Origin of the sequence: Streptomyces fildesensis, assembly GCF_016107395.1 — a bacterium.
In the GTDB taxonomy this organism is placed as follows: Bacteria; Actinomycetota; Actinomycetes; order Streptomycetales; family Streptomycetaceae; genus Actinacidiphila; species Actinacidiphila fildesensis.
On sequence record NZ_JAAIKO010000019.1, the window covers coordinates 18,441 to 39,364 of the forward strand.

Annotated in this window: 17 protein-coding genes and 1 tRNA gene; 14 read left to right on the forward strand and 4 right to left on the reverse strand. The window is 72.3% G+C overall.

Features of this window, described 5'->3' with window-relative positions:
* Positions 1-12: 12 nt before the first annotated feature.
* The 9 genes from ddaH (at position 13) to C6N31_RS23560 (ending at position 9,730) form a co-directional block, all read left to right on the forward strand.
* Positions 13-795 (forward strand): dimethylargininase, encoded by a 783-nt coding sequence (gene ddaH, locus C6N31_RS23520; protein ID WP_138355748.1) that lies wholly within the window; start codon positions 13-15, stop codon positions 793-795.
* Positions 796-923: 128 nt separating this feature from the next.
* Positions 924-1,892 carry an acyl-ACP desaturase gene (locus C6N31_RS23525; RefSeq protein ID WP_138355747.1) on the forward strand — a complete coding sequence of 323 codons (969 nt, stop codon included), beginning with the start codon at positions 924-926 and terminating at the stop codon, positions 1,890-1,892.
* A gap of 206 nt (positions 1,893-2,098) precedes the next feature.
* Positions 2,099-2,977: a TIGR03084 family metal-binding protein gene (locus C6N31_RS23530; protein WP_198358102.1), complete on the forward strand. Its 879-nt coding sequence runs from the start codon at positions 2,099-2,101 to the stop codon at positions 2,975-2,977.
* On the forward strand, positions 2,974-4,563 hold the full coding sequence (locus C6N31_RS23535) for an acyl-CoA carboxylase subunit beta (protein WP_198358103.1): 1,590 nt from the start codon (positions 2,974-2,976) through the stop codon (positions 4,561-4,563). The genes C6N31_RS23530 and C6N31_RS23535 overlap by 4 nt, the downstream gene beginning before the upstream one ends.
* Positions 4,564-4,592: 29 nt before the next feature.
* Complete coding sequence (locus tag C6N31_RS23540; RefSeq protein ID WP_138355744.1) at positions 4,593-6,512, forward strand: acetyl/propionyl/methylcrotonyl-CoA carboxylase subunit alpha; 1,920 nt, start codon at positions 4,593-4,595, stop codon at positions 6,510-6,512.
* Positions 6,509-7,693: an acyl-CoA dehydrogenase family protein gene (locus C6N31_RS23545; protein WP_138355743.1), complete on the forward strand. Its 1,185-nt coding sequence runs from the start codon at positions 6,509-6,511 to the stop codon at positions 7,691-7,693. The genes C6N31_RS23540 and C6N31_RS23545 overlap by 4 nt, the downstream gene beginning before the upstream one ends.
* Before the next feature lie 113 nt (positions 7,694-7,806).
* Positions 7,807-8,544, forward strand: a complete 738-nt coding sequence (locus tag C6N31_RS23550; protein ID WP_138355742.1) for an enoyl-CoA hydratase family protein — start codon at positions 7,807-7,809, stop codon at positions 8,542-8,544.
* Positions 8,532-9,164 (forward strand): TetR/AcrR family transcriptional regulator, encoded by a 633-nt coding sequence (locus C6N31_RS23555; protein ID WP_138355741.1) that lies wholly within the window; start codon positions 8,532-8,534, stop codon positions 9,162-9,164. The genes C6N31_RS23550 and C6N31_RS23555 overlap by 13 nt, the downstream gene beginning before the upstream one ends.
* 176 nt (positions 9,165-9,340) lie before the next feature.
* On the forward strand, positions 9,341-9,730 hold the full coding sequence (locus tag C6N31_RS23560) for an MmcQ/YjbR family DNA-binding protein (protein ID WP_138355740.1): 390 nt from the start codon (positions 9,341-9,343) through the stop codon (positions 9,728-9,730).
* Here the strand turns inward: C6N31_RS23560 and C6N31_RS23565 are convergent.
* The 3 genes from C6N31_RS23565 to C6N31_RS23575 form a co-directional block, all read right to left on the reverse strand.
* Positions 9,699-10,502, reverse strand: coding sequence for an N-formylglutamate amidohydrolase (locus C6N31_RS23565; protein ID WP_138355739.1), 804 nt, complete (start codon positions 10,500-10,502; stop codon positions 9,699-9,701). The genes C6N31_RS23560 and C6N31_RS23565 overlap by 32 nt on opposite strands.
* Before the next feature lie 135 nt (positions 10,503-10,637).
* Positions 10,638-10,711, reverse strand: a tRNA-Met gene (locus C6N31_RS23570).
* A gap of 92 nt (positions 10,712-10,803) precedes the next feature.
* The gene (locus C6N31_RS23575; RefSeq protein ID WP_381588429.1) at positions 10,804-11,466 is read right to left on the reverse strand and encodes a nitroreductase family protein; all 663 of its coding nucleotides are present in this window, start codon (positions 11,464-11,466) and stop codon (positions 10,804-10,806) included.
* Between the two features lie 364 nt (positions 11,467-11,830).
* Here C6N31_RS23575 and C6N31_RS23580 point away from each other — a divergent pair, with 364 nt between their 5' ends.
* The 5 genes from C6N31_RS23580 (at position 11,831) to C6N31_RS23600 (ending at position 17,408) form a co-directional block, all read left to right on the forward strand.
* Positions 11,831-13,480, forward strand: a complete 1,650-nt coding sequence (locus tag C6N31_RS23580; protein WP_138355737.1) for an ABC-F family ATP-binding cassette domain-containing protein — start codon at positions 11,831-11,833, stop codon at positions 13,478-13,480.
* 42 nt (positions 13,481-13,522) lie between these two features.
* Entirely contained in the window at positions 13,523-14,464 is a 942-nt protein-coding gene (locus C6N31_RS23585; RefSeq protein WP_187145069.1) for a pseudouridine-5'-phosphate glycosidase, read from the forward strand.
* Positions 14,461-15,366, forward strand: a complete 906-nt coding sequence (locus C6N31_RS23590; RefSeq protein ID WP_138355736.1) for a carbohydrate kinase family protein — start codon at positions 14,461-14,463, stop codon at positions 15,364-15,366. Before C6N31_RS23585 ends, C6N31_RS23590 begins: the two co-directional genes overlap by 4 nt.
* Before the next feature lie 119 nt (positions 15,367-15,485).
* Complete coding sequence (locus tag C6N31_RS23595; protein WP_138355735.1) at positions 15,486-16,451, forward strand: aldo/keto reductase; 966 nt, start codon at positions 15,486-15,488, stop codon at positions 16,449-16,451.
* A 165-nt stretch (positions 16,452-16,616) separates the two neighbouring features.
* Positions 16,617-17,408: a VOC family protein gene (locus tag C6N31_RS23600; protein ID WP_138355734.1), complete on the forward strand. Its 792-nt coding sequence runs from the start codon at positions 16,617-16,619 to the stop codon at positions 17,406-17,408.
* A gap of 36 nt (positions 17,409-17,444) precedes the next feature.
* On the opposite strand, the gene C6N31_RS23605 is transcribed toward C6N31_RS23600, so the two are convergent.
* Positions 17,445-20,849 (reverse strand): hypothetical protein, encoded by a 3,405-nt coding sequence (locus C6N31_RS23605; protein WP_138355733.1) that lies wholly within the window; start codon positions 20,847-20,849, stop codon positions 17,445-17,447.
* Positions 20,850-20,924: the final 75 nt, after the last annotated feature.

The window sequence follows — 20,924 nt, forward strand, 5'->3', positions numbered from 1 at the left end:
AGCAGATCCTATATGCCCAGCAAGAAGGCGATCGTCCGCCGTCCCGGTCCGCGCCTGGCCGAGGGCCTGGTCACGCACATCGAGCGCTCGCCCGTCGATCCCGCCCTCGCGCTGCGGCAGTGGGAGCGCTACACCGCCGTCCTGGCCGAGCACGGCTGGGAGACCACTGAGGCCGCCCCGGCGGACGACTGCCCGGACGGGGTGTTCGTCGAGGACACCATGGTCGTGTTCCGGGACGTGGCGCTGATCTCGCGCCCCGGCGCCCCCACACGGCGCCCGGAGACGGCCGGCGCCGAGGAGGCCGCGGTCGCGCTCGGCTGCTCGGTGCGGCGGATCCAGGAGCCCGGGACGCTGGAGGGCGGCGACGTCCTGAAGGTCGGGGACACCATCTACGTCGGCCAGGGCGGGCGCACCAACGCGGAGGGCCTGCGGCAGCTGCGTGCGGCCTTCGAGCCGCTGGGCGCGCGGGTGGTCGGCGTCCCGGTGAAGAAGGTGCTGCACCTGAAATCGGCGGTGACGGCCCTGCCGGACGGAACGATCATCGGATATCCGCCACTGGTCGACGATCCGGCCATCTTTACGCACTTCCGACCGATGCCGGAGGAGGGTGGGTCACACGTGGTGCTCCTCGGCGGAAATGTGCTGCTCATGGCCGCGAGCGCTCCCCGGAGCGCGGAGCTGCTGAGCGGCCTGGGATACCGGCCGGTGCTGGTCGACATCAGCGAATTCGAGAAGCTGGAGGGCTGCGTCACGTGCTTGTCCGTGCGGCTGCGCGAGCTGTCCGCGCGGAGCTAGTCATTCCGTATCTGTCGGTAGTCGTTCCATACACCCAGCGGGGCGACGGTTGCCTTTTCGGCGACTCATAACCTACGGTAGCGTAACTTACGTCCCCGTAGGTGCCTTGCCAGCCATCAGGAGCCACCGTGACCATCACCGAATCCCACCGTCCCGGATCGGACACATGGAGTGACGCGCGGCTGCTGTACGCCCTGGAAGAGGTCGTCGAGACCGAGCTCAACCGTCACCTCGCCGTAGCCAAGGAATGGATGCCGCACGAGTACGTGCCGTGGAGCGACGGCCGTAACTTCGACGGGATCATGGGCGGCGAGGCCTGGGCCCCCGAGCAGTCCAAGGTCACCGACATCGGCCGGATCGCGCTCGTCGTGAACCTGCTCACCGAGGACAACCTCCCGAGCTACCACCACGAGATCGCCTCGCTCTTCGGCCGCGACGGCGCCTGGGGCACCTGGGTGCACCGCTGGACCGCGGAAGAGGGCCGGCACGGCATCGTCATGCGTGACTACCTGCTGACCAGCCGTGCCGTGGACCCGGTCGAGCTGGAGCGCTTCCGCATGATGCACATGTCGGAGGGCTTCGAGTCCGACAACCGGCACAGCATGCTGCACTCGGTGGCCTACGTGGCCTTCCAGGAGCTGGCCACCCGCGTCTCGCACCGCAACACCGGACACCAGTCGGGGGACCCGGTCTGCGACCGGATGCTGGCCCGGATCGCGACCGACGAGAACCTGCACATGGTCTTCTACCGCAACCTGCTCGCGGCGGCACTGCAGCTCGCTCCCGACCTGACGATGCAGGCCATCCGCGATGTCGTCGTGCAGTTCCGGATGCCCGGTCACGGCATGCCCGGCTTCGAGCGGGCGGCGGCCCGGATGGCCATCGGCGGCATCTACAACCTGCGCATCCACCACGACGACGTGCTGCAGCCGGTGCTGCGCCACCTCAAGGTCCTCGAGGTCAGCGGCCTGAGCCCGGACGGACTGCGGGCACAGGAAGAGCTCGGCATGTTCATGGGCGGCCTCAACGACCAGGCCGTGAAGTTCGACGAGCGCAAGCTCGCGCTCGATGCGCGACGGGCGGCCCGCGCCTCCTGACGCCCGGCCGAGCGGCCACCCCTCTCGGATCAGCGCGCGAACGCGACACTGCTCGCACCGCCCATCGCCCCTGCGCACCAGCGCGGGGGCGATGGGCGGTTTTCGTGTGCGGCCAGAAAATCATGCATGCACGCTTGATTGTTCTTGGCGGCACTGCCAGTCTCTGACCCACAACGTTGCTGACCGGGTGTCAACAAGGGGTGGTCATGGCCGATCCACTGTCCGTGCTCGTCGACCTGCGGGCCGAGAGCGAAGACCTCGACCGGCTGGTGGCGCCGCTCCCGGCGGACCGCTGGGCGGCGCCCACCCCCGCCGAGGGCTGGACGATCGCCCACCAGATCGCCCACCTCGCCTGGACCGACGGCGTCGCCCTGATCTCGGTGACCGACCCCGAGGCGTTCGCCCGGGAGACCGAGCGGGCCGCCGCGACCTTCGAGACGTTCGTCGACGACGAGGCCCGCAAGGGCGCGTCGCTGCCGCCGGCCGAGCTGCTGAAACGCTGGCGCACGGGCCGCCAGGCCCTCCTCGACGCCCTGGCCGCTCAGCCGCCCGGCACCCGTTTCCCCTGGTACGGGCCCCCGATGAGCGCCGCCTCGATGGCCACCGGGCGGCTGATGGAGACCTGGGCGCACGGCCAGGACGTCGCCGACGCCCTGGACGCCCGGCGTGAGCCGACCGGCCGGCTGCGGCACGTGGCCCGGATCGGTGTGCGGGCCCGCGACTACGCGTACTTCGTACGGGGACTGAAGCCGCCCGCCGAGGAGTTCCGGGTCGAACTGACGGCGCCCGACGGCGAGCTGTGGACGTACGGGCCCGAGGACGCCGAGCAGCGGGTGACGGGTCCCATGATCGACTTCTGTCTGCTGGCCACCCAGCGCAGGCACCGCGACGACCTGGCCGTACGCGCCGAGGGGGAGGACGCGGACCGCTGGCTGGAGATCGCACAGGCCTTCGCCGGACCGGCGGGACCGGGTCGCGAACCGCAGTCCCCGACCCGGCCGAGGCCGGTGGACCCTCCTCGATCCGTGAATGCGCCGGAGTCGGCGGACGCCGCGTCCGCGCAAGAGGACGGGGCCGGCGCATGACTCTCCTGGACACCGCGGACGAGGAGTACACGGCCAACCGCGCGACCATGCTCGCCCGGCTCGCGGAGGTCGACGCCGCGCACACCACCGCGATCGACGGCGGCGGAGCGAAGTACGTGGAGCGGCACCGCAAGCGCGGCAAGCTGCTCGCCCGCGAGCGCATCGAGCTGCTGCTCGACCCGGACACCCCGTTCCTCGAACTCTCACCGCTCGCCGCCTGGGGCAGCGACTACCCGGTGGGCGCTTCGCTGGTCACGGGCATCGGTGTCGTGGAGGGCGTCGAGTGTCTGATCACCGCCAGCGACCCGACCGTGCGCGGCGGCGCCAGCAACCCGTGGACGCTGAAGAAGGCGCTGCGCGCCAACGAGATCGCCTTCGCCAACCGGCTGCCGGTGATCAGCCTCGTCGAGTCCGGCGGCGCCGATCTCCCCAGCCAGAAGGAGATCTTCATACCCGGCGGCGCGCTGTTCCGGGACCTGACGCGGCTGTCGGCCGCCGGGATCCCCACCATCGCCGTCGTCTTCGGCAACTCGACCGCGGGCGGGGCGTACATCCCCGGCATGTCCGACCACGTGATCATGGTCAAGGACCGGTCGAAGGTCTTCCTCGGTGGACCGCCGCTGGTCAAGATGGCGACCGGCGAGGAGAGCGACGACGAGTCGCTGGGCGGCGCCGACATGCACGCTCGGGTCTCCGGTCTCGCCGACTACTACGCCCTCGACGAGCCCGACGCCCTGCGGACCGCCCGCCGCGTCGTCTCCCGCCTCAACTGGCGCAAGCAGGGCCCGGCCCCGCGGGCGTCCGTCGAACCGCCGCTGCACGATGAGGACGAGCTGCTCGGTATCGTCCCCGGCGATCTGCGGACGCCCTTCGACCCCCGCGAGGTGATCACCCGCGTCGTCGACGGCTCGCGGTTCGACGAGTTCAAGCCGCTGTACGGGCCGAGCCTGGCCACCGGCTGGGCCGAGGTGCACGGCTACCCCGTCGGGATCCTCGCCAACGCGCAGGGCGTGCTGTTCAGCGCCGAATCGCAGAAGGCCGCGCAGTTCATCCAGCTCGCCAACCAGCGGGACATCCCGCTGCTCTTCCTGCACAACACCACCGGCTACATGGTCGGCAAGGAGTACGAGCAGGCCGGGATCATCAAGCACGGCGCCATGATGATCAACGCGGTCGCCAACTCCAAGGTCCCGCATCTGTCGGTCCTGATGGGCGCGAGCTACGGCGCCGGCCACTACGGCATGTGCGGCCGGGCCTTCGACCCGCGCTTCCTCTTCGCCTGGCCCAGCGCCAAGTCCGCCGTGATGGGGCCCGCCCAGCTCGCCGGGGTGCTCTCGATCGTCGCCCGCCAGTCGGCGGCGGCGAAGGGACTGCCGTACGACGACGAGGCGGACGCCGCGCTGCGCGCCATGGTCGAGCAGCAGATCGAGTCCGAGTCGCTCCCGATGTTCCTGTCCGGACGGCTCTACGACGACGGCGTCATCGACCCGCGCGACACGCGGACCGTACTCGGCCTGTGCCTGTCAGCCCTGCACGGCGCGCCCGTCGAGGGCGCGCGTGGCGGCTTCGGCGTCTTCCGGATGTGAGGGCAGTGATGCCGGATGTGAGGGCAGTGATGATCGAGTCCGTTCTGGTGGCCAACCGCGGCGAAATCGCCCGGCGGGTCTTCCGCACCTGCCGTGACCTGGGGATCGCCACGGTCGCGGTGTACTCCGACGCGGACGCCGGCGCCCCGCACGTACGGGAGGCCGACACCGCCGTACGCCTGCCGGGGAACGCTCCCGCCGACACGTATCTGCGCGGCGATCTGATCGTCGCGGCCGCCAAGGCGGCGGGTGCGGACGCCGTCCACCCCGGATACGGCTTCCTCTCCGAGAACGCCGGCTTCGCCCAGGCCGTGCTCGACGCGGGGCTGGTCTGGATCGGCCCGTCCCCCGGCGTGATCGAGTCCATGGGGTCCAAGACCCGCGCCAAGAGCATCATGTCGGCGGCCTCCGTTCCGGTGCTGACCGGTCTCCGGCCGGAGTCGATCGGTCCGGACGACCTCCCGGTGTTGGTGAAGGCGGCGGCCGGCGGCGGCGGGCGCGGCATGCGGATCGTGCGGGATCTCGCGCTGCTGGACGAGGAGTTGGCCGCGGCGCGTGCCGAGGCGGCCTCGGCCTTCGGCGACGGTGAGGTCTTCGTCGAGCCGTTCGTGGAGACGGGCCGGCATATCGAGGTGCAGGTCCTCGCGGACACCCATGGAACGGTGTGGACGCTCGGCGAACGGGACTGTTCGGTGCAGCGCCGGCACCAGAAGGTGATCGAGGAGACCCCGGCGCCGGGCATCGGCGACGAGTTGCGCCGTACGCTGCACGACGCCGCCTCCGCGGCCGCCCGCGCGATCGGCTACACCGGTGCCGGCACCGTCGAGTTCCTGGTGACGCCGGGCGGCCGTCCGTTCTTCCTGGAGGTGAACACCCGCCTCCAGGTCGAACACCCGGTCACCGAATGTGTGACTGGACTCGACCTCGTACAGCTCCAGCTGCGGATAGCCGAGGGCGCCGCGCTGCCGGCGGAGCCGCCCGCGCCGCAGGGCCACGCGATCGAGGCCCGGCTGTACGCCGAGGACCCGGCACGCGGCTGGCAGCCGCAGTCCGGCGTCCTGCACCGGATGGAGCTGCCCGAACTGCCCGAACTGCGGCTCGACTCAGGGGTGGTGAGCGGCGACACCATCGGCGTGCACTACGACCCGATGCTCGCCAAGGTCATCGCCTGGGCCGACACCCGGGACGAGGCCGTACGGCTGCTCGCCCGCGCCCTGGAACGTGCCCGGCTGCACGGCCCGGTCACCAACCGGGAGCTGCTGGTGCGCGTGCTGCGGCACCCGGAGTTCGCGGCGGGCCGGCACTCCACCGCGTTCCTGGAACAGCACAGCTCGGTACTGGCCGGCGACGGCGCGGACACCGGTCCCGTACGGCTGGCGGCGCTCGCCGCCGCGCTGTCCGACGCGTCGGGCCGCTCCGCGTTCGGCGGCTGGCGAAACGTCCCTTCCCAGCCGCAGACCAAGAACTACGCGACGGTGCCCGGCGCCGAGCCGTACGAGGTCCGGTACCGCCTCACCCGTTCCGGCCTGGACGCCCCGGACCATCCGGGGGTGCGGCTGCTGCACGCGGAACGCGGCCAGGTCGTCCTGGAGGCGGACGGGGTACGCCGCGCGTTCGACGTGGCGGTCTACGGCGACCGGGTCCATGTCGACTGCGCACTCGGCGCGTTCGCCTTCACCGCCCTACCGCGCTTCCCGGAACCGGTCAGCGGCACCGAGCCGGGCTCGCTGCTCGCTCCCATGCCCGGCACCGTCATCCGGATCGGTGAATTCGCCGTCGGCGACCACGTCGAAGCGGGCCGCCCGCTGCTCTGGCTCGAGGCGATGAAGATGGAGCACCGGATCACCGCTCCCGCCTCGGGAACGCTCACCGCACTGAACGCCGAGGTCGGCCGTCAGGTCGACGTCGGCGCCGTACTCGCCGTCGTCAAGGAGGAAGCACGCCCATGACCACCAGCCAAGGCACCTTCGACAGCGCACTCCTGGAAAGCGACGAGCGGCGCGCCCTGCGTGCCGCCGTCGGGGATCTCGGCCGGCGCTACGGCCGCGACTACTTCACCGCGGCCGTCCGCGCGGGGAAGCAGACCGACGAGCTGTGGCGGGAGGCAGGCGCGCTCGGCTATCTCGGGGTGAACCTCCCCGAGGAGTACGGCGGAGGAGGCGGCGGCATGGCCGAACTCTCCATAGTGCTGGAGGAGTTGGGCGCGGCCGGCTGCCCACTGCTGCTGCTCATCGTCTCCCCCGCCATCTGCGGCACCGTCATCGCCCGCTTCGGCACCGAGGAACAGAAGCGCCGCTGGCTGCCGGGGCTGTCTGACGGGTCGCTGCGGATGGCCTTCGGGATCACCGAGCCCGAGGCCGGCTCCAACTCGCACCGCATCACCACCACCGCCCGCCGCGACGGCGACGACTGGCTGCTGACCGGGCGCAAGGTCTTCATCTCGGGTGTGGACATCGCGGACGCCACGCTCATCGTCGGCCGCACCGAGGACGCGCGCACCGGCAAGCTCAAGCCGTGTCTGTTCATCGTCGACCGGGAGACACCGGGGTTCGAATACCGGCAGATAGAGATGGAACTGGGCGCTCCCGAGAAGCAGTTCCAGCTCTTCCTCGACGATGTGCGGCTGCCGGCCGACGCCCTGGTCGGCGACGAGGACGCCGGGCTGCTGCAGCTGTTCGCGGGCCTCAACCCGGAGCGGATCATGACCGCCGCGTTCTCGCTGGGCATGGGCCGGTTCGCTCTGGACAAGGCCGTCGAGTACGCCCGCACCCGCCAGGTGTGGCAGTCCCCCATCGGCGCCCACCAGGCGATAGCCCACCCGCTCGCGGTCGCCCACATCGAGCTGGAACTCGCCCGGCTGATGATGCAGAAGGCCGCCTACCTCTATGACGCGGGCGACGACATGGGGGCGGGCGAGGCCGCCAACATGGCGAAGTACGCGGCCGCCGAGGCCGGGGCCAAGGCCGTCGACCAAGCCGTGCACACACTCGGCGGCAACGGGCTCACCACCGAGTACGGGCTGGCCGCCCTGCTCACCGCGTCCCGCGTGGGCCGGATCGCTCCGGTCAGCCGTGAGATGATCCTCAACTTCGTCTCGCACCACACCCTGGGCCTGCCCAAGTCATACTGATATCCACCCATTCACGGTGATGCACACCGAGTCCGGGGCCCCGAGTCCTTCTGGGCCCGACGAGTCCCGCCGGGCCCGCCGCGGCCTGCCGATCCGCATGGAGGAGACCGATCGTGTCCGACGCGCCCTTCGTACGCCGCGACCACCAGCGCGGTATCGCCCTGCTCACCCTGGACTCGCCGCACAACCGCAACGCCCTGTCGGCCCGCCTGGTCACCGAGCTGCGCGAAGGGCTCGACGAGGCGGTCAAGGACCCCGGCGTCCGCGCGATCCTGCTCACCCACACCGGGAGCACGTTCTGCGCGGGCGCCGACCTCAAGGATCCGGCCGCCGGAGGGCCGCTCGGCCTGGCGGAGCTGCTGCGGAGCATCGTCGAGTCGCCCAAGCCCGTGGTCGCCGAGGTCACCGGCCACGCACGGGCCGGCGGTCTCGGGCTGCTCGCGGCGTGCGACATATCGGTGGCCGGCGAGGGAGCGAGCTTCGCCTTCACCGAGGCGCGGCTAGGCCTGGCCCCGGCCGTCATCTCGCTCACCGTCCTGCCGCGCACCGACCCGCGCGCGGCCGCCCGCTACTACCTGACGGGCGAGGTCTTCGACGCGGCGGAGGCCGTCCGGATCGGCCTGGTGAGCGCGACCGCCGACGCGCTGGACGGCATCCTGGACGGTCTGCGGGCCGCCTCGCCGCAGGGTCTCGCCGAGTCCAAACGGCTCACCACCGCAGAGGTGCTGCGTACCTTCGACCGGGACACGGCGGCACTGGCCGAACAGTCCGCCCGGCTCTTCGCCTCGCCCGAGGCGGCGGAGGGGATACGGTCCTTCGCCGAACGCCGGAGTCCGTCATGGGCGTGGTGACCACCCGGGCCCCCAAGCAGGACCGCAGCCGCGCCACCCGGCGGAAGCTGCTGGAGGCGGCCGTCTCCTGTCTGGCGGAACGCGGCTGGAGCGGCAGCACGGTCGCCGCCGTGGCCGAACGCGCCGGGGTCACCCGGGGCGCGGCCCAGCACCACTTCCCGACCCGGGAGGACCTCTTCACCGCCGCGATCGAGCATGTCGCGGAGGAGTGGCTGGACGCCGTCCGGGAACGGGCCCGCGCACTGCCCCGTGACGGTGAGTCCCGTACCCGCGCCGTCGTCGACATGCTCGTCGGCGTCTACACCGGCCCGCTCTTCCGCGCCGCCCTCCACCTGTGGGTCGCGGCCGCGGACGAGGAACAGCTGCGGCCCCGGGTCAACGCCCTGGAGGCCCGGATAGGCCGCGAGGCACACCGTCTCGCGGTGGAGTTCCTGGACGCCGACGAATCCGTCGAGGGCGTCCGGGAATCCGTCCAGGCCACCCTGGACATGGCCCGCGGCCTCGGGCTGGCCAACCTGCTCAGTGACGACTCGGCTCGCCGCGCGGGCATCGTCCGGCAGTGGTCACGCATCCTGGACACCGTCATCCACACCCGCCCGGAGCAGCCGCCGGGGTCGTGACACCGCTGCCGCCGGCGTACCGGCCCTGGCCTACCGGCCCTGGCCTACCGGCTCCGGCGTACCGGCTCCGGCGGGTGATCACGGGCGTGGGCGTGCACGGCAGGCGGGCTGTCGGACCCCGGCCCTACCATCGATCACAGACAGCCACGGTCCGCCGCCGAGCTCCTGGAGTCGCCATGCCCCGCCGCGCCCACGATCCGCTCGCCGTCCGCGGGAAGGTCCGCGCGTTCGCCCTGCGGCTGCCGGAGGCGGTCGAGGAGTTCCCCTGGGGCGAGTCCGTCATCAAGGTCAACAAGAAGGTCTTCATCTTCCTCGGTGTCGAGGACGGCAGCTATCCGCCGGCCATCACCGTGAAGCTCAAGGACGAGGACGTGCACGCCCACGCGATGACCGCTCCCGGCGCCGAACCGGCCGGCTACGGCCTGGGCAAGGCGGGCTGGGTCCGGATCCCGCTCGACGAGGGCGTCCCGTCCGCGGAGCTGTTGTCGGACTGGACGGAGGAGAGCTATCGCGTGATCGCCCCCAAGCGGCTCGTCAAGGAGCTGGACGGGCCGCCGGCTCCGTGACGGCGTCGACGAGCGCGGTCAGTGCCCGCACCACGGCGGACAGACCACCGGTGGGCGCTCCGCCCGGCTCGCTCATATAGAGGTCCCGGCGGATCTCGATCATGAGCGCGGACACCTCGGTGCGGTGGCCGTAGTGCTTGAGCGGGACGTAGCAGCCCGCGAACGGGGTGTTGAGGCCGAGCTCACCGCACTCCGCGAAGGCCCGGCGGGCGGCGTCGAGCAGCCAGCGCGGGGTGTGGTGCTCGTCGGTGCCCAGACAGATCGCGGGGCGGGCGCCGGCCGCGTGCAGTTCGTAGGGCAGCGGCCGGGACGGGTACGAGTGCACATCGATGATGACGGCGCGGCCGGTGGCGGCGAGGCGGGCGTCGATCAGCTCGGTGAAGGCTGCCGCGTAGGGGTCGAAGTGCTCGGCGAGCAGCTCCCGTTCGTGGTCGGGGTCGTCGTCGCGCAGCCGCCCGCGGTGCGAGGTGCCGGTGTAGACCGCGCCCATGCCCACGGCCCGCATCTCCTCCCGCTCGTCGGGGAATCGCTCCGGGTCGACGACGAGGCGCGAGAGCAGATTGGCGTGCGTCCAGGGCGTGACGGCGGCACCGTCCGCCGCCCGGCCGGCGATGAGATCGGTATGGGCGTCCGTCATGTGGTCCAGCTCCCGCGACAGCACGGCGTCGTCCAGCAGAACGCTCCTCCGGGCGGCGGGAGTCAGCGTCCGTGAACTGTGCGGGACATGGAGGACGACGGGCGATCGGTCGGCACCGGATCTCTGCTCATACATCGGTCCGGTATATCCCAACGGATCTTCCCGATCACCTCATTTGCGCCGCAGCAGACGGGCGCCGGCGGCCGGGCCGGAACCGGCACATGACAAAGCAGCAGGCCCGGTGCTTGCGCACCGGGCCTGCTGTGTAAGTAGCGGGGACAGGATTTGAACCTGCGACCTCTGGGTTATGAGCCCAGCGAGCTACCGAGCTGCTCCACCCCGCGTCGGTGAACCCAACCCTACGCGGTGGGGGACGCAGGACCAAATCATTATCCGCGCGGCGCTCCCCGGGAGCCGGTACAGCCGGCCTGACCGGTCAGAGCCGGACCACGACCTGGTCGAGGTCCTTGCGGTGGATGTCCGGGACCCGGGCGCCCTCCGCCGGGTAGCCGACCGGGATGACGTACGAGGCGCGCTCCTCGGGAGGGCGGTCGCAGACGTCGTTCAGGAAGCGCATCGGGCTCGGTGTGTGGGTGAGGGTGGCCAGGCCCGCCTGGTGGAGCGAGGCCAGCAGCAGGCCGACGGCGATCCCCACCGACTCCTTGGTGTAGTAGGGCCGGGGCGATTCCGGGCCCTTGTGGACCTCGAAGACGACGATGACGGCCGGGGCGTCCTCGAGGAACGGCTTGTGCCAGTCGGTGCCGATCGGGGCGAGCGCCGCCAGCCACTCCTCGGAGGCCCGGCGCTCGTAGAACTCGCGCTCCTCGGCCTCCGCCGCCTCGCGCAGGGCACGTTTGCGCTCCGGGTCGGTGAGGACGACGAACCGCCAGGGCTGCACGTTCGCCCCGCTCGGGGCGGTGGCCGCGGTGCGGATCGCCCATTCGACGACGCCCTGCGGGATCGGCCGGGAGGAGAAGTCCCGCACGGTCCGTCGGCTCGCCATGACCTCGTGGAAGGTGCGGCTGCGCGCCTCCGCCTCGTGGGCGGGGACCGTGTGGGGGTGGAGCGGCACCGTGGGATATGCGGAGTCGTCAACCATGGGCATCACCTCAGCACATCGCGCGCCGTCACGGAAGAAGGCACCCCGGCCACACGACCCCCGGCCACGGGACCCACCGGCCGCCCGGCCGGCAGTCAGAAAAGGCGTTGCACGCCCACCGACCCCCGGCGTAACGTCTTTCTCGGCCCTGTTGTCGTCGATTGGAGAAGGCCGTTGCGCGTCTGAGGTCATGAGACACCGTGCCCGTGGGGATTCCCGCGTGCCCGAGTGCGACCTCGGCAGTGACCCGCCTTCCGTTCCGCCAGGGCGTCATCACCCACTCCATCTCCCCCTCAGGGGTTGAGCCGCGTCGCGTTCCGGTGTCTCCACAGTTGCCCTCTCATCCAGCAACCAGGAGGCCCTCATGGCATTCACCCCCCTTTCCATCACCTGCTCCCGCCTCTCCTTCTCCTGGCCGGACGGCACCCCCGTGCTCGACGAGTTCGACTTCGCCGCCGGCCCCGGCCGCACCGGCCTGATCGGACTCAACGGCTCGGGGAAGTCGACGCTGCTCCGGCTCATCGCCGGTGAACTACGCCCGGCCGGGGGAACGGTGAAGGTCTCCGGCGAGATCGGCTACCTGCCGCAGAACGTCTCGCTCGACACGTCCGTCAGGGTCGACACCGCGCTCGGCATCGACGTGGCCCGCGCCGCCCTGCACGCGATCGAGGGCGGCGACGCGAGCGAGGAGCACTTCGCCGCGGTCGGCGACGACTGGGACGTGGAGGAGCGCGCCCGCGCCACCCTCGACCAGCTCGGCCTCGGCCACATCACCCTCGACCGCACCATCGGCGAGGTGTCGGGCGGGGAGTCGGTGCTGCTGCGGCTGGCCGCGCTGCTGCTGCGCCGGCCGGACGTCCTGCTGCTCGACGAGCCGACCAACAATCTGGACCTGGACGCCCGGCGCCGCCTCCATGAGGCCGTCGCGTCCTGGTCCGGGCTGCTGCTCGTGGTCAGCCACGACCGGGAGCTGCTGGAGCTGGTCGACCGGATCGCCGATCTGCGCGGCGGCGAGACGCACTGGTACGGCGGGAACTTCTCGGCGTACGAGGAGGCGCTCGCCGTCGAGCAGGAGGCCGCGGAACGGATGGTGCGGGCGGCCGGGACCGATCTGCGCCGGCAGAAGCGCGACCTGGCCGAGGCCCGGGTCAAGCTGGCCCACCGGGTCCGCTACGGCCAGAAGATGTCCGACCAGAAGCGCGAGCCGAAGATCGTGATGAACCAGCGCAAGCGCGATGCCCAGGTCTCTGCCGGCAAGCACCGCATCCTGCACACCGAGAAGCTGGAGGAGGCCAAGGAGCGCTTCGACGAGGCCGTCGAGGCGGTCAGGGACGACGACGAGATCCGCATCGACCTGCCGCACACCACCGTCCCCGCCGGCCGGACCGTACTGACCCTGCGCGGGCTGCAGGTCCGCTACGGCGCCCGCGCCGACCTGGACGTGCACGGCCCGGAACGGATCGCGCTCCTGGGCCGCAACGGGGCGGGCAAGTCCACTCTGCTGCGGACGATCGCCGGGCAGCTGGAGCCGGTGGCGGGCGAGGCGGTGGCGCACGTGCCGATGCGGTACCTGCCGCAGCGGCTCGACCTCCTCGACGACGAGCTGACGGTCGCGGGCAATGTCGCCCGCTTCGCGCCCGGCGCGACCGACAACCAGATCAGGGCGCGGCTGGCCCGTTTCCTCTTCCGGGGCGGGCGCGCGGACCAGCCGGTCGGCACCCTCTCGGGCGGTGAACGGTTCCGCGCGTCACTCGCCGCGCTGATGCTCGCCGATCCCGCTCCGCAGCTGCTGATGCTCGACGAGCCGACGAACAATCTGGACCTGGCCAGCGTGCGCCGGCTCACGGCGGCCCTGGCCTCGTACCGGGGAGCGCTGATCGTGGCCGGACACGATCTTCCGTTCCTGCACGGCATCGGCATCACACGCTGGGTGCGGCTCGACGGCGAGCTGACGGGCATCGATCCGCCCACCGCCGGCGGCGAGCCGGAAAGGGAGCTGTGGAGGGAGGTGTGAGCTGGAGGTTTGGGAACGCCGGCGGTCCGACAGGAATGAGAGATGGACCCTCGTACAGTCGTTCCCTCCTCGCTGTCCCTTGCGCTCTCCGACGAAGTGCGGGACGCCCTCGACCGGCGCACGCCGGTGGTGGCCCTCGAATCGACGATCATCGCCCACGGTCTCCCCCGGCCCCGCAACCTCCGGGTGGCCGTGGAACTGGAGGACATCGTCCGTGCCGCGGGCGCCGTCCCGGCGACCGTCGCCGTGCTCGACGGGACGGCGCACATCGGGCTCGGCAAGGATCAGCTGGAGCGGGTCGCGAGCGACCAGGGCCTGCGCAAACTCGGCTTCCGGGACCTCGCGCCGGCGCTCGCCACCGGTGCCGGCGGCGCGACGACGGTCTCCGGCACGGCGTTCCTGGCCGCCCGTGCCGGGATCCGGGTCTTCGCCACCGGCGGTCTCGGTGGGGTGCACCGCGACTGGGTCAGCCATCAGGACGAGTCCGCGGACCTCAGGCTGCTCGCCCGTACCCGCATCACGGTCGTCTGCGCGGGCGTGAAGTCGATACTGGACGTGCCGGCCACCCTGCAGCGGCTGGAGACGCTGGGCGTCGGCGTCCTCGGCTTCCGTACCGCTACCTTCCCCGGCTTCTACCTGACGAGTTCCGGTGAGCCACTGGACTGGACGCTGCAGGAACCGTCCGAGGTCGCCGCCGTGATGCGCGCCCAGGACGCGCTGGGCGGTCCTGGCGCCGCGCTGATCGTGGCCAATCGCGTCCCCGAGGCGGAGCAGCTCGATCCCGCGCTGCACGACCGGGTCCTGGTCGACGCCCATGAGGCGGCTCGCGCGGCGGGGGTCACCGGGCAGGCCATCACGCCGTTTCTGCTCGCGTACTTCGCCGAACACACCGGCGGCGCCTCCCTGGAGGCGAATCTGGCGGCGGTGCGGGGCAATGTCCGGCTCGCCTCCGCGATCGCCGCGGACTGGTCGCGGCACATATGACGGCCGCCGAGGCCGGGACATCTCTGGTGGTCATCGGTGACGTCGTCACCGACATCGTGGCCCTGCACGACAAACCCCTCGCGCCCGACACCGACACCTCCGCCAGGATCGCGGTCCGACCCGGCGGGTCCGGCGCCAACACCGCTTCCTGGGCCGCCCGTTCCGGGGCCGACGTGCGGCTGCTGGCTCGCGCCGGGGCGGATTCCGCCGACTGGCACCGGGACGTACTGCGGCGCTGCGGGGTACAGCCCCATCTGCGCGTCGACCCGTCGCTGCCGACCGCCGTCGTGATCGCGCTGGTCGACGCGGCGGCGGAGCGCACCCTGGTCACCGACAGCGGCGCGAGCGTGCGGCTCGGCCCGGAGGACTGGGACGCGGCGCTGCTCGACGGCGCCGGCCGGCTGCACCTTTCCGGCTATCTGTTCTTCAACGGGCCGGGCCGGGAACTCACCGCGCTGGCCATGGCCGCGGCCCGCGCCCGGAACATCCCGGTGAGCGTGGACCCCGCCTCCACCGGTTTCATCCAGCAGCTCGGGGTCCGCCCTTTCCTGGACGCCATCGCGGGCGCCGACCTGCTGCTGCCGAATCTCGCGGAGGCCCGGTTGCTGACCGGTGACCCCGATCCGGTGCGCGCCGCCCAGCAGTTGAGCGCCGTCCATGGAGTGGCGGTGGTGAAACTCGGCGGCGCGGGTGCGCTGGTCGCCGAACGGGGAAAGGTCACCGCCCGCGTGCCCGGGGTCGCGGCCGACGCCGTCGACACCACGGGCGCCGGCGACGCCTTCGCCGGCGGCTTCCTGGCGGCCCGGCTCACCGGCGCCGACCTGGCTGAATCCGCAGCCGCGGGCTGCCGTACGGGCGCGGCGGCGGTCGCCGCAGTGGGCGGCCGGCCGGAATATCCATGAGACCGGGCGCACTGTCATACGGCAAGGTGATGATCGTCGCCGATCACGCAGCGGGTCGGTTCCGCGGTCCGTCGTCCCGCGACCGGCCGACTCCGCTGCCGTCCGAAGGAGCAGCACCCATGCGCACCACCACCCTCGGCACCAAGGGTCCCGAAGTCGGCGTCATAGGACTCGGCTGCATGGGCATGACCCATGCCTACGACCCGAGCGGCCGTGACGACACCGTGTCCGTCGACGTCATCCGGCGCGCCCTCGACCTGGGTGTGACGCTGATCGACACCGCAGACGCCTATGGCCCCTACACCAACGAGGAGTTGGTCGGCCGCGCGCTCGCGGGGCCCTACCGGGAGCGGGCCGTACTGGCCACCAAGGTGGGCCTGGTGCTGACCGGCTCGGACGAGGGACGGCCCGTCTACGGCCAGAACGGCCGCCCGGAGCACATCAAGGCGTCGATCGACGCGAGCCTGCGCCGGCTGGGCACCGACCACGTCGACCTCTACCAGCTGCACCGCATCGACGCCGAGGTCCCGGTCGAGGAGACCTGGGGCGCGCTCGCGGAGGTGGTGGCCGCGGGAAAGGCCCGCAGGATCGGCCTGTCCGAGGCCTCGGTCGAGGAGATCGGGCGGGCCCACGCCGTCCACCCGGTCGGCTCCGTCCAGTCCGAGCTGTCGCTGTGGACCCGTGACGCGCTGGCGGACGTCCTGCCGCACTGCGAACGCGAGGGCATCGCCTTCCTGCCGTTCTCCCCGCTGGGCCGCGGTTTCCTCGCCGGCCGCTTCAGCTCGTACGACGACCTGCCGGCCGACGACATGCGCCGCAACCTCCCCCGCTTCCAGCAGGAGGCGCTGCGCACCAATCTCGCCATGGTCGGCACGGTCCGCGCCATCGCCGGGCGCACCGGCTCCACCCCCGCCCAGGTCGCCCTCGCCTGGGTCCTCGCGCAGGGCCGCTACGTCGTCCCCATCCCCGGCACCAAGACCCCGAAGTACCTCACCGACAACGCGGGCGCCGCCGACCTCACCCTCTCCCCCGCCGACCTCGCCGAATTGGACGCCCTCCCGGCCGCCACGGGCACGCGGTACTGACCCGCGGCACCTTGCCGGGCCCGGAGCATCACCGGCGGCGGGAAAATCACCGAGCGGCCGCCGCGCGCCCGATGGCGGTATCGGCGGACCGCGAGGAAGGTGGTCAGCGGGGATACAGACCCGCCCGGGCGCCGCCCGCGGCGGACCACCGCTGGGAGACGTCAGATGTCCGAAGTCACCGCTCCGTACGAACCCGGAACACCGTGCTGGATCGACCTGATGGTCCCGGACCAGCAGGCAGCCCTGGACTTCTACCGGGACCTCTTCGGCTGGCAGGGCGAGGTCGGCGCCGAGGAGTTCGGCGGCTACTCGGTCTGCACGCTGAAGGGCAAGCCGGTCGCCGGGATCATGAAGGCGATGTCGATGGGCGACGAGCCCGCACCGCCACCCAACTGGACCAGCTACTTCTCCACCGCCGACGCCGACGCCACGCAGGCCGCGATCAGCGCGAACGGCGGCACGGTGATGGCCCCCGCCATGGACGTCGGCGACACCGGCCGGATGCTGGTCGCGGTGGACCCGCAGGGCGCGGTCTTCGGCGTCTGGCAGCCGAAGGAGTTCCCCGGCGCGCAGATCGTCAACGAACCCGGCGCCCTGGTCTGGAACCAGCTCGCCACCCCCGACCCGAAGGCCGCCGGCACCTTCTACGAGGCGGCGCTGGGACTGGTGGCCGGCCCCATGCCGGACATGCCGGAGTTCACCGGCTTCCAGGTCAAGGGCCGCACCATCGGCGGCATGCAGGGCATGGAGAACATGCCGGAAGGCGTCCCGCCGCACTGGCTGGTGAACTTCTCCGTGGACGACGTCGACAGCACGGTCGACGCCCTGGTCCGCGCCGGCGGCTCGGTGATGGCGCCCCCCTTCGACATGGACAAGGTCGGCCGGATGGCAGTCGTGCAAGACCCGCAGGGCGCCGCCTTCGCAGTGGTCGCCACCACGGCACCCGCACAGCCCTGATCAAGCCCCGGCCGGGCGCGTTCGTCGCGCCCGGCCCTATTCGGGTGCCGTCGCCAGCAGCAGCGCCTCGTCACGGACGTCCGGGTGCGGGTGGCGGCGCAGCAGCCGCAGCTGCTCGCGCCAGGACTCCGGCCACTGGGTGCGTCTGCCCCCCACCTCGGTGAGGGCGACGGCGAGCAGCCCCGCGAGACAACCGTCCTCCGTGGACAGCCGGCGGGCCGCGTGCAGCAGGCCGTCCGGGGTGCCCGGCTGCCCCGCGGTCTTCAGCCGTCCGCGCAGGATCTGGGCGGTCCGTACGGCGAGCGCGGGCCGGCCCTCGTTCAGCGGCACCAGCCGGACGAGGGCCGCCGTGAGCACCGCCGGTTCGGCGTCCAGATCCACGGCGCTCACCAGGATGTGGACCGCGTCGGGTACGAACGCGTCGAACCCGGCGAGGAGCTCGCCTGCCGCCTTGGCGACGGGCCGGGTGGCGCCCGCCGCCATCCGGGCGTGGACGGCGAGCTGTTCGACGAGGGCCCTCACCCGGCGCCGGGCCGGCCGGTCACGGTCGGGGGCGGCGTCCGGCTCGTCCGGCAGAGCCGCGGCGGCCACCAGCGACGTCAGAGCGCGGGCCAGCGGACCGCCCTGCTCCGAGCCGGCCGATTCGGAGATCGCCAGGACGACCAGCGCCCCGGCCGCCGCACTCCAGGTCTCCCGGTTGTCGAGGTCGGTGACAGCGGACACCAGGACCTCTGCCGCGTCGGGCGCCCAGGGGGCCCACCGCGGAAGTGCTCCGAACGCCCGCAGGGCGGTTTCCGGATCAGCGCTTTCGCACACGGCTGTGACAAGTCGCGCGTAGCGCCCGCGGTGCCGGTCCGCGATGTCGAGCGGCTGGGTGCGCAGCACGGCCTGCCGCACTTCCGGCCCTCCGGTCGCCGCCGCCTCCAGCAGTTCCCAGGCCGGTTCGCAGCCGAGCAGCCCCGTCGCGAAGGCCACGCACGCGGCCCGCACGTCATGGTGCTGCCCGGCCCGTCGGCAGGTGTCGGCGAGCAGGTCGGCCGCGGCCGCCAGGGGAAGCCGGGTGGCGGCCAGCCTGGCCGCCTCTTTGCGGCTCGTCACCTTCGTGGAGGCGGCGTCCTCGGGCAGCAGCACGGCGCGCAGGTGCGCGTGCAGCCGGGACGGCTCGACGTACAGCGTCGCGCGGGTCGCCGCGTAGGCGGCCACCCGGGCACGGTCGCCCCCGACGTGGGCAAGCAGCTCCGGCAGTGCCTCCCCCGGCCGGTCCGTCCACACCAGCGCGCCGAGCGCGGCTTCGGCGAGCGGAACGCTGGAGGACCCGGTGAAGCGACGGACCAGGCCGGCGCCGAGCTCCGGGATGACGGCGGCCTGGGCGATCGCCGCGGTGCGCTCGTGCATCGGCAGGGAGGCATCACCCGCTCGCCGGGCCAGCAGCCGCGCCGCGGCGGCCTGGTGGCGGGGCAGCCAACGATTCACCGAGCTGTCGATCCACGGCATCCATCGGGCACCCTCGACCAGGAAGCGCCCGTAGGGCGGAGTGTCGCCCAGGACGGCGTCGAGCAGATCGGTACGGTGCTCGGTCAGTACGGTGAGGACGGGCCCCAGCACAGCCGCCGACGGTTCGAGCGCGAGAATCACGGCCACCTCGTCGTCCCTGGCCGGCGAGCCCTCGAGCCAGTAACCGATGGCTTCCTGCACGGTCGCGTTGTCGCCGAACTGGATCGCCTGCCACAGCAGTTCGCGCAGCTGTGACATGGCGTGGGCGCGGCGGCCCAGCGAGCGGGTAAGGGCGAACGTCAGCGCGTGGTCCGCCTTCTCGGCGCCCGCCTCCAGCCACGGCCGCAGCGCCGCGAACACCTCCTGTTCCTGGCCACGGCGCAGCCCCTGGTCCAGTCGGCCCAGATCAACGCCACCGGTGTGCCCGTGGAGCCGTTCCAGAGTGCCCAGGGACCAGCCGACCAGCCGCCGCTCCCCGCTGACGGCATGTTCGCGCAGCAGACCGACGGCGAGCGTGCGCAGGGCGTGATGGGTGCGCCAGGACGAGTCGCGCGCCTCGATCGCGTCGGTGGCGATGCGCTCGAGGACGCTCGTGTTGTCGTCCGTGAAGAGGCGGGGATGCGTCTGGGCGAGCGCTTCGAGGGCGGCGGACCGTACCGGGTCCTGTTCGTTGCGCAGTCGTTCCAGGCTGCCCAGCAGTTCGGTGACACGCGCGGGCTCGCCGGAACGCGCCGCGTTGCGCACCAGCAGCGGCCAGGCCTGAGCCCGGCCCTCCGCCTCGGACCGGCGGGTCGCGGCGGTCAGTTCCGCGACCGCCTCCCCGACCGGCAGGTAGGAGACCGCGGTCAGCACCGTCGTCCAGAACTCGCCGCGCTCGCGCGCCTGAGCGGCCATCCGGCGCGCCTCGGACTCGCGGCGCGCCCGCGGAAGGACATCCAGCAGCACCGGGTTCAGGACCGCCCGGCTCATGTCCTGCCCGCTGGTCCAGGCATCGAACAGGGCGTTGCGGCGGGACGGCGGCTGCGCCTTGAGCAGCTTGGCGAGAGCCGCGTGGTCCTGGCTCATGGCCCGGCCGAGATCGGCCAGTTCGGGCGGGTCCAGGCGTACGAGGCGGTGCAGGGTGGAACGGTTCAGGCCCCGCCGCCGCAGCGCGTCGGCACGTTCGGGGGCCAGCAGGTACCGCAGGGTACGGCCGGGCGCCGCCGACACGAGATCGTCGATCCGGTCCAGGATCCGGGCCGGGGGCGGCCCGGGACACAGCCGCTCCAGCAGCTCGAGTACCCGTTCCGGCTCCGCCGTCACGGCCGCCGCCACACCCGCCACCCGCCCTTCCCACCAGGCGTCGCGCATCGTCTCCGGCAGCGCTTCGAGCTGGCGTCCCGCCTCGTCCAGCACCGCCACGGGGTGCCGCAGGCCCAGCAGCGTCCATCCCCTGACGGCGTGGGACAGTTCCGGCAGCAGCCGTACGACGGTCGGCGTACCGCAGCCGCCCAGCAGCCGGGCCGCCTCCTCGTCGCCCCAGCACGTCCGGTAGGGATCGATCAGCCGGTCGGCGAGCGCGGAGCGCCGCCCGCCGACGATCGCGCGAACCACCTGCCGGCGTACGGCGGCGGGAGCGTCGTCGAGCGCGTCGATGACTGCGTCATCAGGGATGTCTCCGCGCTGGACGGCCTTGACCGCGTACCCGCGCACCATCGCGTCCGGATCCGCGATCCTGTCCCGCAGATAACCGACGTCACGTCCGACGGCCGCCGCGGCGGCGGCCAGCCGCCGTTCGTAGGTGCCGCGGCCCGACAGCTCCCGCAGCAGCACAGCCAGATCACCGCGCGCGGCGGCGTCCCGTGCGCGCTGGGCGAGCACGCGCATGCGTGCCGGGTAGGGCAGCGGGTCCAGCGCCGTGAGCAGGGCGTCGGCGAGGGAACCGGAATCGTGCGGGGTACGGGCCATAACGGCGATTGTGCCGGGCCGGCCACCGCCCTGACCAGCGGATTTACCGGCGGCGAGCGACTCGTCGGGCGGCGG